This is a genomic window from Lysinibacillus sp. GW823-FHT02G10 (assembly GCF_058797135.1).
Window position 1 is genome coordinate 1 of record NZ_JBXAJI010000015.1, and the last position, 14,168, is coordinate 14,168.

A 14,168-nucleotide genomic window follows, 5' to 3' on the forward strand; every position below is an offset into this window, starting at 1 on the left:
TAGCTACTTAAAACTTTATTGATTACGTTTTGCTTGTTCAGTTTTCAAGGTTCATATCGTTCACCGCTGTTTCAGCAGCAACTCTTATATAATACCACGCGCTACAAACTGTGTCAACAATAATTTTAAAATTATTTTCCGTTTCAATCAGTTGTATTAGCGACTTTTATAACTATACCATAATCTTTTTATATTGCAAGCCTTTTATAAAATAAATATTAAAGCTGTTATTCCTAAGACACCAGGAATACCTAAAACAGCGATTGTTAAGACCGAAAACAGATTGATTGGCACATTATATCCTATATAACCAATACCTAAATGGATTACGAATAATAGTAGAAAAGCAAATGCAAATCTAAACCAAAACACCGATAATCCTTCTAAGATCTTACCCAATTTAGCATGTCTTATTATTACATAAAGAAAAAGAAGCCCGACAGGAATACAAATACTCATAATTACTAACCCAGACATATAGTTGCCCCCTCAATTAAATAATTATGAAAGTTTATGTTTCCTGTTTTGCTTCTATGAATATTTTACAGAGAACTATTTTATTAATACCTTACGAATTCTAGCTTCCTTAAACAAATAGAAATGAATACTTTCTGCTGTTTTGCGTTGAGCAATTACACCTAGGTCATAATCATCCATTAATTCTTCTATTATCTTTGCCTGTTGTAAATCCTCTTTTGTTTCTTTCATCAGATTCACAAGCTTATCATCGAATTCTTTTTTTAATTTCCCTTTACTACGGAAGAACATACTAATCCCTCACTCATAACTCGCGTCGGCCTTCCATTGCCTTAGATAGCGTAACCTCATCTGCATATTCTAGATCTCCACCTACTGGCAATCCATGAGCAATACGGGTTGTACGAATGCCAGACGGTTTGACAAGGCGAGAAATGTACATAGCGGTTGCCTCACCCTCGATTGTTGAATTTGTAGCTAAAATAAGTTCTTGGACACTTTCATCTTGCAAGCGCACTAGCAAAGAAGCAACATTAATGTCTTCTGGACCAATACCATCCATTGGTGAAATTGCTCCTTGAAGTACATGGTACATACCGTTGTAGTCACGCATTTTTTCCATTGCAATCACATCTTTTGTATCTTGTACAACACAAATAATAGAATGATCTCGTTGCTTATCTGTACATATGTGACATGGATCTACATCTGTTATATTGCCACAAACAGAACAGTAGCTTAGGTTTCGTTTAGCATCAATCAGTGCTTTAGAGAAAGATAATACATCATCTTCCTTCATTGTTAACACAAAAAACGCCAGACGAGCCGCAGTTTTCGGCCCGATACCTGGCAATTTCATAAAACTATCGATCAATTTAGATATTGGTTCTGGGTAGTACATATGAATACCTCCTAGAATGGAAGGTTTAAGCCTTGCGTGAATTTACCCATAGTTGAGTTTGTTTTTTCTTCTACTTTTTTCAACGCTTCATTTGTTGCAATAACAATTAGGTCTTGTAGCATTTCGATGTCTTCTGGGTCTACTACAGATTCATCCAGATTTACTGAAACTACTTCACGCTGACCAGAAACTGTTACTTTCACCATACCGCCGCCTGCAACACCTTCGAATTGCTCAGCATTTAAAGCTTCTTGTGCCTCCATCATTTCCTTTTGCATTTTTTGCATTTTTTTCATCATACCTTGCATATTTCCCATTCCACGCATAAATGTTTCCTCCTAAAAATTTAATCTTCAATAATTTCAACAAAATCTTTACCAAAGAGCTTTTCAGCCTCTGTCACAAGTGGATCTTGTGAAGCAAGAGGTTGGGCATCATCGATAAATGGTTCTTCTGGCATTTCTGCCGGTGGTGGCTCTAATAATTCTTCTCCATGCTCTGATTCAGTCTGTGATTTCTTTTGCTGCAGACCATGATCACGAATAAACTCTTCACGCATTTTTAACCATGATTCTTCTGGTATGCATAGCATCTCGTACATTGTACCAGTTTGCCCTGCAATTAATTGTGTAAAGTGAGCCTTTAAAGACTGGTTATCGGCAACCATCTGACAATGAATATCATACTTGAATTTTAACACAAAAGCACTTGAAGATGCCGCAACAGGTTCGGCTTCTGCTAAAAGAGCAGATTGTGATTTTTGCATTTGACTTAAGGCCTGCGCCCAAATGGACTTAATGCGTTGCACATCTTGCTTTGTTGCATCTTTCAGCACTTCCTGAATACGACCTGTAGGTGCTTTATAACCATTCGGACTTTTAGCTCGGGGCCGTTGCTCTTTTTGTGCTGTCGGCGTTTGCACAGGAGTCCCCGTTTGCAGTTGTAAGGATAGTTGCTGAACCAGCTGTTCAAGAGCCACAATTTTTTGAGTGAGATCAGGGTTTTCTCCCATTTCATTTGTAGTCACCGTTTGATGAGCTATCCCTCCTGAAAACTGTACCATTTTAAGCAAAGCCGTCTCTAAATAAATTTTTGTATGGTGAGAGAAACGCATCTCTTGCTGTGTTTTTGCAAGTATATCAATATACCCATAAAGCATATTTGGTGCAAATTCGTGTGCTAAAGTGAATACACGTTCCTCAGGAGATACAAGCTCTAAAAGTTCAGCTAAATCATCACTTGTTTGAAGTAATAATAAATCGCGGAAAAATGTAATTAAATCCTCTGAGAGCCGCAAAGGGTCCTTACCGTCAGCTATAAGTTGCTCTAAAAGGGCAAGCATTTGCGCAACATCTTTTACCTTGAGTGCCTCCGCTAGATCATAAAAAACATCCTGACTAATAGAACCTGTAACTAATAACGTATCCTCAAGTTTTAATTTTTCGCCACTAAAAGACACAACTTGGTCCAATAAGCTTAAAGCATCACGCATTCCCCCTGCGGCTGATTGTGCAATCACCTTTAAACCTTGTTCTTCATATGGCAAGTCAATATCTTCCAAAACAACCTTCATACGTTCAATAATATCATTAGTAGAAAGTCGTTTAAAATCAAAACGCTGACAACGAGAAATGATCGTAGCAGGCAATTTATGAGGCTCTGTAGTTGCTAAAATAAAAACAGCATGAGGAGGTGGTTCTTCCAACGTTTTTAAAAGAGCGTTAAAAGCGCTTGTAGAAAGCATATGCACTTCGTCTATGATGTACACCTTATATCTACTGCTTGCGGGAGCAAAACGAACCTTTTCTATGATATCCCTAATCTCTTCAACACGTGAATTTGAGGCTGCATCAAATTCAATTACATCTGGATGAGAACCATCTGTAATACTCATGCATGTAGCACATTCATTACAAGGCTCTTTCGATGGTGCATGTTCACAATTCAAGGCCTTCGCAAAGATTTTAGCAGTACTTGTTTTCCCTGTACCACGGGGCCCAGAAAACAAGTAAGCGTGTGTTGTTTTATTTGCTAGGAGAGCATTTTGTAGCGTTCTTTTGACATGTGTTTGACCAGACATTTCTCGAAAAGATTGCGGTCGATACACACGGTAAAATGCTTGATACGTCACTGATTTCCTCTCTCCTTCTCCATTTAATTGAATAGTTTTATTATAGCATTTGCAGCATTATATAGAAAATGAAGATGCTAAATTTAAAATAAAAAAGCATCCGCCTATAATAGACGGATGCTTTGAATTGGCAATTTAATGCCGTGCACCTTTCCTTGACAGCCGCACATAAGCGTTACTCTTGTCGTTAGCTCAGATTAGGCAACCCCGCGGCACATGAATAAGACCACTTAATGCTGCTTCCTTCCGGACCTGACATGGTTCATGGGTATCCATTGCGCAGGACCCAATCGTCAACACTACGTGCAAAAGGCAGACCAAACAATACGGACAGCCTCGAAAAAGGAATTCAGTCTCGCTAGAGCGGATTGCGAGTTACAGGACACCGCTACCTTCCCACCTAGCACGGCAATAACTAGTATACTGACTGTTTGTATAAAATGCAACTTAATGCACAAATTATTTATTTCTAAGTGACAATTTAAACATTATATATTTTTTCAAAAATTATCTTGACGTTCGTTTCTAGTTATGATAAATTTATTTTTGTCGATAAGACAGTAAAGCAATATAACATGGAGGTATACCCAAGTCTGGCTGAAGGGATCGGTCTTGAAAACCGACAGGCGGGTAACACCGCGCGGGGGTTCGAATCCCTCTACCTCCTCCAGTTTTAAATTTCCGACTACGAATGTAGCCGTTTTTTTTTGCCCAAATTGTATGTATTACTTGTTAGATACCACTTCCGCCTCGGTTGTGGTATTTTTTATTATATCAATGATGGGAGGTTGTTGAATTGCAATCGAAATTACTTATGACGCGTGCTTCCCTTACTTGGATTTTCATTATTGCTGTTATGACCGCAATAGGTAGTGAAATTAAAATTATGCCTTTTGCTAATACAACTTTCCGTTTTGGTTTAGGAACCATTGTCTTCTTTTTATGCACATTAATTAAACCTACACCAATTATTTTAGCCGGTGTAGCTACCAGTATTGTGACAACTATTTTTCGGGTTATTAATTCGACATTACATGATGTTCCGATAGCCGAGAGTATATTTAACCATTTACCAGCTGGTTTATTTTATGTATTGTTTGCAGTATGCCTGCAGATTTTAGATATTCAACAATACAGAGAAAAACCACTAAAACTTGGTTTACTCGTTGCTTTTAGTGAGGTTATCAGTAATTTAGCTGAACAAATTTTCCGTTTTTTTGTCCAAACATATACTTTTTTATTTCTCCATGATCTCTTGATCCTATTAGCGGTAGCATTATTACGAAGCTTTTTTGTAGTAGGGATTTACAGCTCTATTTTGATAGCTGAACAAAAAAAACGAGTACAAGAAATGCTGAATATTGGATCTGATCTCTATGTGGAGACACTATATTTAAAAAAATCAATGAATCATATTGAAACAATTACAGGTAGTGGTTATGAATTATATCGTCAGTTAAAGACGCTAGGTTTTCGAGCGGAAAGTTTACAAGCACTTCATATTGCCCAGGAAATCCATGAAGTGAAAAAGGATTCTCAACGGATATATGCTGGTATTTCAAAGATTGTCGGTGAAAAGAGCTTTGGCCCTTTTGTATTATCTGAATTATTGCATTATATTGAAGAAGGTAATAGGAAATATGCAGAATTACTCGGTAAGGAAATACAATTTAATACATGTATAGACTTCGATTTTCAAACGAAAGATCATATTGCACTCCTTGCTCTATTAAATAATTTATCAGCCAATGCTGTTGAGGCTATTGAAAAGCAAGGGATCATTTCTATTGCTATTGAGCGCCAAGAGGATAATACTGTAATAACCGTATGTGATAATGGACAAGGGATTTCACAAGCAGATATTTCTGTTATTTTTGAACCTGGATACACCACTAAATTCAATGTTGATGGTGTTGCAGCAACTGGCATTGGGCTTTCACATGTTGCTGAACTAGTAGAAAAATTAAAAGGCTCAATAACCGTTGAATCAAACAATCAATACACAACGTTTAAAATCATAATTCCTACGCAAACTATTCAAACGGGAGAGACTTAAATGAGGTATTTTATTGTAGATGATGATCGTGCAAGTCGTGTTATGTTAAAGCAAATTATTGAAGATAGCGGGTTAGGAACAGTTATTGGTGAGGCTCGCAATGGTGAGGATGCCATTCCACAAATTTTAATGACACAGCCAGAGTTTGTGCTTATTGATTTACTGATGCCTAAGCTTGATGGCATAGCAACTGTGGAACAACTTATGCAAAATCGTTTCGAGGGACAATTTATTATGATTTCACAGGTAGTGAATAAGGAAATGGTTGGCGAAGCATATGAGCAAGGAATTGATTTCTTCATTCATAAACCAATCAATCGTATTGAAGTCGAAAATGTTTTGAAAAAAACAACTGAACAATTTCGACTTAAAAATTCACTATTAGTGATACGTCAATCACTTACAAATATTGAGTTAAGTGAACAAAAGACTCATAAAGCTACATCACGAGACCATATTCAATCTATTTTGAATGATATGGGGATTGTCGGGGAAATTGGTAGTGAGGATATCATTGCCATTATAGAAACATTACTTGCTCACCAGCACAAGATTGCCCCCCTTCCTCCATTAAAAGAGCTTTATGAAGAAATTGCAGCTGTGACCAAGGCTACGCCAGATGAAATTTTAAAAGAGAGTAAAGCCATCGAGCAGCGTGTGCGTCGTACAATATTAGCTGCCATGATTAATCTCGCTAATTTAGGGGTTGTTGATTACACAAACTCAGAATTCGAGTACTATGCCCCTCGCTACTTTGATTTTAAAGAAATTCGTCAGCTCATGACACAGATTGAAGATCACGATAATCGTAAAGCAAAGGTAAATATTAAGAAGTTTATTCAAGTGTTATATTCAGACATTTTAACAAAAGTAAATTAATTTTCTCGGATTTTGTCGGATTCCATAAGTCCTCCGTATTATTAAAGTAAGGCGTGTCCTAAAAATTTAATATTAGGGGAGGTACAAAGGATTTGAAAAAGAAATTTAAAGTCAGTTTAGCCGCTCAGATTTTAATCGGTTTGATTTTAGGGATCATTGTTGGTGGTATCTTTTACGGAAATCCCAAAATTGAGACATATCTACAACCATTAGGGGATATATTTTTACATCTTATTAAGATGATTGTTGTACCGATTATTATTTCGACATTAATCGTTGGTGTTGCTGGTACTGGAGATATGAAGCAACTTGGACGATTAGGCGGGAAATCTATAATTTACTTTGAGATTATTACTACAGTTGCAATCGTAGTTGGATTACTTTCCGCAAACATTTTCCAACCTGGTGCAGGTCTTAACATGAATGAATTATCTCAAGGGGATATTTCGAAGTATGTATCAACAACTGAGGAAGTTCAGCATGAGGGACCATTTGATATCATTGTAGGCATTGTCCCAACAAATATTATTCAGTCAATGGCTGAAGGTAATATGCTAGCAATTATCTTCTTCTCAGTTATTTTCGGTTTAGGGGTTGCTGCAGTAGGAGATCGAGGGAAACCAGTCTTAGACTTCTTCCAAGGGGTAGCAGATGCTATGTTCTGGGTAACAAACCTCGTAATGAAATTCGCGCCACTAGGGGTATTTGGTTTAATTGGTGTAACCGTTTCCAAATATGGGTTTGCTTCACTGGTTCCACTTGCCAAATTAGCAATTCTTGTTTATGCAACAATGCTATTCTTTATCTTTGTCGTTCTTGGACTTGTGGCAAAATTCGCAGGAATCAGCATCTTCTATTTAATTAAAGTATTAAAAGATGAGCTAATTTTAGCCTTCTCAACAGCAAGTTCTGAAGCTGTGTTACCACGTATTATGATGAAAATGGAGAAATTAGGGGCGCCAAAGGATATTGTATCTTTTGTTATACCTACCGGTTACTCCTTTAACTTAGATGGGTCAACACTATATCAAGCCATTGCAGCATTATTTATTGCACAAATGTACGGTATTCACCTAAGCATTGGTGAACAAATTACGTTAATGCTTGTATTAATGGTTACATCAAAAGGTATTGCAGGTGTACCAGGCGTATCATTCGTAGTACTTCTAGCAACTTTAGGTACTGTAGGTATTCCACTTGAGGGACTAGCCTTCATTGCTGGTATTGACCGTATTCTTGATATGGGACGTACAGTTGTTAACGTAATTGGTAACTCATTAGCGTCATTAGTAATGGCTAAATGGGAAGGCCGTTTCGATCGAGAAAAGATGAAAAATTACTTTAATGATAATGAAAATCTAGCGTAATTTAAAAAAATCCTCACGATGTTGGATGGCATCGTGAGGGTTTTTTTATTTTGCTAACACTTTATCTAAATAAGCGATAATTGATTCTTTTCCATTGGCATGTGCTTCTTGAGCGCGTTTTTCATCTTTTTCAAGCTTAGCCTCTGCCGCTACAACGATTTTTTCAGCATCTTGCTGTGGCACAACAATTACACCATCCACATCCCCAATAATATAATCACCAGGATGAACCGTAACTCCTCCAATGGCGATCGGTACATTTACTTGACCACCGCCGTTTTTATTGCCTGCTGCTACAGTAGTGCCCAACGAAAATACAGGGAAATTTAATTCGCGAATTGCTGCAATATCACGGATTACACCATCCACAACAAAACCTTGTACACCTATCCCTTTTGCTAAGGAGATCACAAAATCTCCAGCAACAGCTCGGTTTGTATTTCCTTTTGCATCAATTACTAAAATATCCCCTTCATTTGCAGCCCTAATCGCTTCCAAAACTGCCCCATTTTCACCATCTGGTAAACGTACAGTTACAGCTCGCCCAGCAACTTTAAAATGGTCTGCTAACGGCTTAATATCACTTCGCACATTGGTATGCCCACCAGTTGCATCTGAAATAGCTGTTGTTGGTAAATGCTGAAAGCTTACTTCCACTTTTGTCATACATAACACCCCTATTATGATTAATGACTTACACTAGTATTGTAAATAAAAAATATATCCTATTTCAATATATCTCGAAAATAGTAGTCATTATTAGAATTAAATAATTTCAATAAATTGCTTTGATTGCTCGTCTAAGGCTTCAGCAGCAGATGCTATTTCACTAAAGTCGTTTGCTGTGACAGTAATTTGTTCATTTGTTTTATCTATTTTTTCTGCTATTTTTGTAATACTATCAGTCACCTGACCAATTTCTCGCTCAATGCCCTCCACATTATCCTTCACTTCTGAAATAGATTGTTCAACTCTTACAGAAAGCTTACGTACCTCTTTCGCCACTACATCAAAACCTCTTCCATATTCTCCAGCCCTAGCGGCTTCAATAGCTGCATTTAATGCCAATAAATTAGTTTGTGAGGCAATTTCTTGTATAGTTTTGACAATCCCTTTAATAGAATCTGCTTGTTTCTGAAGCTGCACAAGATTACTTACATTTTCATTTGATTCCTTTGAAACCACTTTAATGGTTTCTAGTAGATCTTGGCTATTTTGAATGCCCGCCTCTGAACGCTGGTAAAGCTTATTAGACATGCCCTTCAACTTGTCGGCAACACTAACTATCTCATGTTGGCGTTCGGTGATATTGGTAGCTATTTTGGATACACCTATTACTTTTCTTGTATTATTTGCGAAGACAGGCATATATGTCGCTTCCAGCCAAATTATATTACCTCTAGCATCAATTCTTTCTATTTTGTCCTGATAGCTGTTTCCTGCCGTTAGGTGACGCCAAAATTTATCGTACTCCATACTATTAACGAAATCTGGCAAACAAAAGTCTTTATGATGTTTTCCTAGCATTTCCTGCACTGTATAGCCTAATGTTTGAGCAAATAGTTCATTGACATACGCTACTCTTCTATCCATATCGAAGCGGATAATAGCTATATTGCGTTCAATAGCCTGTACTACTAAATCATCGGTTACTTGAGCCTCTATACTATGCATAAAGAACACCCCATCCATTACTAGTTTTTTACTTAAAATTTAATTATTTTACTTTTATATTACATTAATTATGCCTCAGTGTAATTGCAGCAGATGTTAGTGTACCTGCTGCATCAAGATAAAAAACATGGAGAATGTTCATCCATGTTTTTTTAATAAACGTAAAATCCCTTCAGAGGTAGCCGCTACACGTAAGAACTTCTTTTGCTCTGCACGTATAAAGCCTTCCTCTAGCATTGTTTTAAAATGCTGTATAAGTGCATCATAGAATCCATGGACATTATATAAAATAACAGGTTTTGTATGAAGTCCAATCTGAGCCCAAGTAAATACCTCAAAATATTCATCTAAAGTCCCTGCGCCACCTGGCAGAGCAATAAAAGCATCTGCTAACTCGGCCATTTTAGCTTTACGAATATGCATAGAGTCTACAATATGAATTTCTGTTAATGAGGCATGGGCCAATTCACGCTTTTGTAAATGTGTTGGCATCACACCAATCACTTCTCCTCCAGCTGCTAAAACAGCATCGGCTACCTTCCCCATTAGGCCTGTTTTAGAACCACCATAGACAACCCCGTGACCGTTTTTTGCCAGTGCTGTACCAAGCTCAGCAGCTTTCTCTGCATAAATAGGGCTTTTACCCAAACCGGATCCACAATACACTGCGATTCTTATAATAATCCCTCCTATTCAAAAAACGTGAAACAATCGGCTATATATTGTCTCACGTTTTTTGGTCATTTATTTTACTTTTATTTTCGTAAATGGCTTGTTTGTTTTAGCATATGACTGATACGGCTTACAATTGATTCAATGGCATCAGGATTTTTTAATAAATCATAATCATTAATATCTAAACGTAGAACGGGACAAGAATTAAAATTATTTATCCAATTTTCATAGCGTTCATGCATTTCTATCCAATAATCATTCGGTGTTTGTTGCTCCATTGTACGTCCTCGCTCTTGAATACGCCCAATAACTGCATCAATAGGTCCTTCAAGATAGACAAGCAAATCTGGATGTGGGAAATAAGGTGTCATCACCATTGCATCAAACAAATTTGTATAAGTCTCATAATCTGTTGGGCTCATTGTTCCTTTATCATAATGCATCTTAGCAAAAATGCCAGTATCCTCATAAATAGAACGATCTTGTACAAATCCTCCACCATATTCAAAAATACGCTTCTGTTCTTTAAAACGCTCTGCTAAAAAGTAGACCTGTAAATGAAAGCTCCATTTTTCAAAGTCCTCATAAAATTTATCAAGGTATGGATTTGTGTCTACTTTCTCGAACGAGGTACGAAAGTTCAGTGCCTCTGCTAAAGCCTTTGTCATCGTCGATTTTCCTACCCCAACAGTACCTGCAATCGTAATAACCGTTTGTGGTGGAATATCGTACTTCTCTCTTAAATTCATTATTGCAAACTCCTTTGTTGTAACGTATCTTTAATTATTTTTAAAACATGATTTAAATCATTGGGATTTTTTACAAAATCAAGCTGATCTCCATTAAATCGGATAACTGGAATTTCGGGATGCATGCTCTCAAAATGCTCGATAAAAGAATGATAGTCAGCCACAAGCTGCTCCATGTAATCACGTGAAATCATCTTTTCAAACTCTCGCCCTCGCATGGCGATACGCTTCATTAATGTCTCAACGCTGGCATGTAAATAAACCACTACATTTGGAACAGGCATGTCTTTCGTTAATATTCTATAGATCTCTTCATACTTCTCGTATTCAGTTGGTGCCAATGTACGCTTCGCAAATATTAAATTTTTAAAAATATGATAGTCTGCTACAACAGGTTTGGCATGTGCTAAACGAAATTTTTTAATATCGGTTAGTTGCTTATAGCGATTACAGAGGAAGAACATTTCCGTTTGGAAACTCCACTCCTCAATGTTTTCATAAAACTTATTTAAAAAAGGGTTTTCGTCTACAATTTCTTTTAATAGATGGTAATTAAATGTCGCTGCTATCTCTTTCGATAAAGAGGTTTTACCAACACCAATCGGACCTTCTACCGTAACAAATGGAACCGTCACCAGAAGCTCCTCCTTTTGTTCTATGGATTCGATCATTGTGTCCTACATAAAATGAATCAGTACCTTTCATTTTATCATAGTAGGAAAATGAAAAACAGAATCAACCTATTGTTCTAGTAAATTTACCTGGGATATTCTTCTCATGATGACATAGAAAAAAGACATCGAGAATCTACTTCCCGATGCCTTTATACTTATTTATAATTTCACTCGTTGTAAACGAAGTGCATTTAATACGACCGAAACTGAACTAAAGGCCATCGCTGCGCCTGCTACCCATGGAGCAAGCAGACCGAGTGCAGCAATTGGAATACCTAATGTATTATAAGCAAATGCCCAAAAAAGATTTTGTTTAATATTACGCATTGTTTTTCTACTCATTAGAATGGCATCCGCGATACTATTTAAATCTCCACGAATAAGCGTAATATCTGCAGCTTCCATTGCCACATCTGTCCCTGTACCAATTGCCATCCCAATATTCGCTGTTGCTAAGGCAGGTGCGTCATTAATACCATCACCAACCATCGCTACTTTTTTACCTTGAGCTTGAAGTTTTTTCACTTCATCAGCTTTACCTTCTGGTAAGACTTCTGCAATAACATGATTCACGCCTACCTCTGTTCCAATTGCTTGAGCAGTACGCTCGTTATCACCAGTCATCATGATGACCGTAATACCCATATCCTGTAAACGACGAATAGCTTCTTTTGATGTATCTTTCACGGTATCAGCCACAGCTACTAAACCTGCATATTGCCCATTAATGGCTGCTAACATGGCTGTCTTACCATTTCGTTCTAGTTGCTCCATTGTTGGTAAAATATCATTAATATGAATACCATATTGTTGCATTAATTTACGTGTGCCAATGATAACACCTTGACCTGAGACAGTTGCCTGCACACCATAACCCGGTATTGCTTCAAAGAATTGAACGTCACCTAAAGCTATGCCGCGTTTTTCTATACCTTGAACAATGGCTTCAGCTAGTGGATGCTCTGACTGCTTCTCTGCTGCTCCGATTAAGGATAAAAAGCGTGCTTCATCTTGCTCTGGCGCTAACAGAACATCTGTAAGCTCAGGTTTACCATGTGTCACTGTTCCTGTTTTATCTACAACAACTGTATCTATGCCTTGTGTTTGCTCTAAATGTTCTCCACCTTTAAATAAAATACCAAACTCAGCTGCACGTCCAGAGCCTGCCATTATTGAAGTTGGTGTTGCTAACCCAAGCGCACATGGACAAGCAATGACAAGAACTGCGATTAATACCTCTAAAGCAGGTGTAAATTCCCCTGGACGGACCCAAATAATCCAAATTAAAAAGGTTACAATGGCTATGCCAACAACGATAGGTACGAAAATCCCTGAAATCTGATCTGCTAAACGTTGAATAGGTGCTTTCGATCCTTGAGCATCTTCGACCACTTTAATAATTTGTGCTAATGCTGTATCACGTCCAACCTTTGTTGCAGTCATTTTAATAAAACCATTTTTGTTAATAGTTGAGCCAAATAATAGATCACCTTGCTTTTTATCAACTGGTAGACTTTCTCCTGTTAGCATTGATTCATCAACAGCTGTTGTCCCCTCTATTACCTCACCATCTACAGGAATTTTTTCACCTGGTTTCACTAAAATAATATCGCCAATGATAACTTCTTCTAATGGTACCTCCTTTTCTATACCGTCACGTACAACGATTGCTGTCTTTGCCTGAAGTCCCATTAGTTTTTTTATGGCTTCAGATGAGCGTCCTTTTGCCTTTGCCTCAAATAATTTACCTAATAAAATAAGTGTAATTAATACAGCACTCGTTTCAAAATAAAGATGTGGACCATGGTGTAATCCTATCGTTACAATTGCTTGATAGACACTATAGAAATAGGCCGCTGATGTCCCCATCACAACAAGTACATCCATATTTGCACTACCATTACGTAATGCTTTATATGCGCCTACATAAAATTGTTTACCAATAATAAATTGCACTGGCGTAGCCAATACCATTTGGACCCATGGATTCATTAGAAATTCTGGAACATATAAAAATGACGTAAAGGAAAAATGACCAACCATCGTCCAAAGCAGTGGTAAAGAAAGTATTGCCGATAAAATAAATTTATGTTGTTGCTGTTTGATAGCTTTTTCACGATGATCCACTGTTTCCTGCTCATCTGCCTTTTGATGTGCCCCATAGCCTAGCTTCTCAACTTTTGTAATGATATCTGCGATGGATACTTCCGAAGGATTAAACTCAATCATCGCTTTTTCCAGTGCTAAGTTGACATTAGCAGAGGAAATACCACTTAGTTTATTTAACCCTTTTTCAATGCGAGTCGCACAGGCTGCACATGTCATACCTGTAATATCAAGTTCAGCTTTTTGTTTAACAACACCATACCCAAGTGCTTCTATTTTCTTTTCAAAATCTGCTTCACTTAGTTTAGTTGGGTCATATTTAATAGATGATTTTTCAAGTGCTAAATTTACTGTTGCATGTTCTACACCATCCATTTTATTTAACCCTTTTTCTATTCGAGTGGCACAGGCCGCACATGTCATCCCTGTAATTTGCAAATTAGCTTCCTTATGATCAGAACTCATTTACCTTTCACCTC

Annotated in this window: 14 protein-coding genes, 1 tRNA gene and 1 other RNA gene; 4 read left to right on the forward strand and 12 right to left on the reverse strand. The window is 37.3% G+C overall.

All coding sequences use genetic code 11. From position 1 onward, the window contains the following. Positions 1-204: 204 nt before the first annotated feature. The 6 genes from AC1RFD_RS21915 to ffs form a co-directional block, all read right to left on the reverse strand. The gene (locus AC1RFD_RS21915; RefSeq protein WP_048391019.1) at positions 205-477 is read right to left on the reverse strand and encodes a pro-sigmaK processing inhibitor BofA family protein; all 273 of its coding nucleotides are present in this window, start codon (positions 475-477) and stop codon (positions 205-207) included. Between the two features lie 75 nt (positions 478-552). After that, positions 553-768: a YaaL family protein gene (locus AC1RFD_RS21920; RefSeq protein ID WP_328025346.1), complete on the reverse strand. Its 216-nt coding sequence runs from the start codon at positions 766-768 to the stop codon at positions 553-555. Between the two features lie 13 nt (positions 769-781). Beyond that, entirely contained in the window at positions 782-1,378 is a 597-nt protein-coding gene (gene recR, locus AC1RFD_RS21925; protein ID WP_048391017.1) for a recombination mediator RecR, read from the reverse strand. Positions 1,379-1,389: 11 nt separating this feature from the next. Then, the gene (locus tag AC1RFD_RS21930; RefSeq protein WP_004233957.1) at positions 1,390-1,704 is read right to left on the reverse strand and encodes a YbaB/EbfC family nucleoid-associated protein; all 315 of its coding nucleotides are present in this window, start codon (positions 1,702-1,704) and stop codon (positions 1,390-1,392) included. Positions 1,705-1,724: 20 nt separating this feature from the next. Further along, complete coding sequence (gene dnaX / locus AC1RFD_RS21935; protein ID WP_054548460.1) at positions 1,725-3,509, reverse strand: DNA polymerase III subunit gamma/tau; 1,785 nt, start codon at positions 3,507-3,509, stop codon at positions 1,725-1,727. Positions 3,510-3,650: 141 nt separating this feature from the next. Next, an RNA gene (gene ffs, locus AC1RFD_RS21940) (signal recognition particle sRNA large type) lies at positions 3,651-3,918 on the reverse strand. A gap of 168 nt (positions 3,919-4,086) precedes the next feature. Between ffs and AC1RFD_RS21945 the strand changes: the two genes are divergently transcribed. The 4 genes from AC1RFD_RS21945 (at position 4,087) to AC1RFD_RS21960 (ending at position 7,811) form a co-directional block, all read left to right on the forward strand. Continuing rightward, a tRNA-Ser gene (locus tag AC1RFD_RS21945) sits at positions 4,087-4,179 on the forward strand. Between the two features lie 126 nt (positions 4,180-4,305). Then, positions 4,306-5,565 carry a sensor histidine kinase gene (locus AC1RFD_RS21950; protein ID WP_053075680.1) on the forward strand — a complete coding sequence of 420 codons (1,260 nt, stop codon included), beginning with the start codon at positions 4,306-4,308 and terminating at the stop codon, positions 5,563-5,565. After that, positions 5,566-6,444, forward strand: coding sequence for a response regulator (locus AC1RFD_RS21955; RefSeq protein WP_048391012.1), 879 nt, complete (start codon positions 5,566-5,568; stop codon positions 6,442-6,444). A gap of 92 nt (positions 6,445-6,536) precedes the next feature. Next, positions 6,537-7,811 carry a cation:dicarboxylate symporter family transporter gene (locus tag AC1RFD_RS21960; protein ID WP_016995246.1) on the forward strand — a complete coding sequence of 425 codons (1,275 nt, stop codon included), beginning with the start codon at positions 6,537-6,539 and terminating at the stop codon, positions 7,809-7,811. Positions 7,812-7,856: 45 nt separating this feature from the next. Here AC1RFD_RS21960 and AC1RFD_RS21965 read toward each other — a convergent pair whose 3' ends face one another. The 6 genes from AC1RFD_RS21965 to AC1RFD_RS21990 all read right to left on the reverse strand — a co-directional run bounded on the left by AC1RFD_RS21965 (position 7,857) and on the right by AC1RFD_RS21990 (position 14,154). Then, positions 7,857-8,477: an RraA family protein gene (locus AC1RFD_RS21965; protein WP_115674562.1), complete on the reverse strand. Its 621-nt coding sequence runs from the start codon at positions 8,475-8,477 to the stop codon at positions 7,857-7,859. 99 nt (positions 8,478-8,576) lie between these two features. After that, positions 8,577-9,485: a methyl-accepting chemotaxis protein gene (locus tag AC1RFD_RS21970; RefSeq protein WP_374806363.1), complete on the reverse strand. Its 909-nt coding sequence runs from the start codon at positions 9,483-9,485 to the stop codon at positions 8,577-8,579. A 138-nt stretch (positions 9,486-9,623) separates the two neighbouring features. Next, the gene (locus AC1RFD_RS21975; protein ID WP_389455145.1) at positions 9,624-10,151 is read right to left on the reverse strand and encodes an LOG family protein; all 528 of its coding nucleotides are present in this window, start codon (positions 10,149-10,151) and stop codon (positions 9,624-9,626) included. Positions 10,152-10,240: 89 nt separating this feature from the next. Next, entirely contained in the window at positions 10,241-10,909 is a 669-nt protein-coding gene (locus AC1RFD_RS21980; RefSeq protein WP_004233968.1) for a deoxynucleoside kinase, read from the reverse strand. Next, entirely contained in the window at positions 10,909-11,544 is a 636-nt protein-coding gene (locus AC1RFD_RS21985) for a deoxynucleoside kinase (RefSeq protein ID WP_004233969.1), read from the reverse strand. Before AC1RFD_RS21985 ends, AC1RFD_RS21980 begins: the two co-directional genes overlap by 1 nt. A gap of 198 nt (positions 11,545-11,742) precedes the next feature. Beyond that, the gene (locus tag AC1RFD_RS21990; protein ID WP_492475268.1) at positions 11,743-14,154 is read right to left on the reverse strand and encodes a heavy metal translocating P-type ATPase; all 2,412 of its coding nucleotides are present in this window, start codon (positions 14,152-14,154) and stop codon (positions 11,743-11,745) included. Positions 14,155-14,168: the final 14 nt, after the last annotated feature.

Coding starts and splice junctions, on each gene's coding strand:
- AC1RFD_RS21915 (WP_048391019.1), bottom strand. CDS start 477: ATGTCTGGGTTAGTAATTATGAGTATTTGTATTCCTGTCGGGCTTCTT.
- AC1RFD_RS21955 (WP_048391012.1), top strand. CDS start 5,566: ATGAGGTATTTTATTGTAGATGATGATCGTGCAAGTCGTGTTATGTTA.
- AC1RFD_RS21920 (WP_328025346.1), bottom strand. CDS start 768: ATGTTCTTCCGTAGTAAAGGGAAATTAAAAAAAGAATTCGATGATAAG.
- AC1RFD_RS21990 (WP_492475268.1), bottom strand. CDS start 14,154: ATGAGTTCTGATCATAAGGAAGCTAATTTGCAAATTACAGGGATGACA.
- AC1RFD_RS21980 (WP_004233968.1), bottom strand. CDS start 10,909: ATGAATTTAAGAGAGAAGTACGATATTCCACCACAAACGGTTATTACG.
- AC1RFD_RS21965 (WP_115674562.1), bottom strand. CDS start 8,477: ATGACAAAAGTGGAAGTAAGCTTTCAGCATTTACCAACAACAGCTATT.
- AC1RFD_RS21970 (WP_374806363.1), bottom strand. CDS start 9,485: ATGCATAGTATAGAGGCTCAAGTAACCGATGATTTAGTAGTACAGGCT.
- AC1RFD_RS21930 (WP_004233957.1), bottom strand. CDS start 1,704: ATGCGTGGAATGGGAAATATGCAAGGTATGATGAAAAAAATGCAAAAA.
- recR (WP_048391017.1), bottom strand. CDS start 1,378: ATGTACTACCCAGAACCAATATCTAAATTGATCGATAGTTTTATGAAA.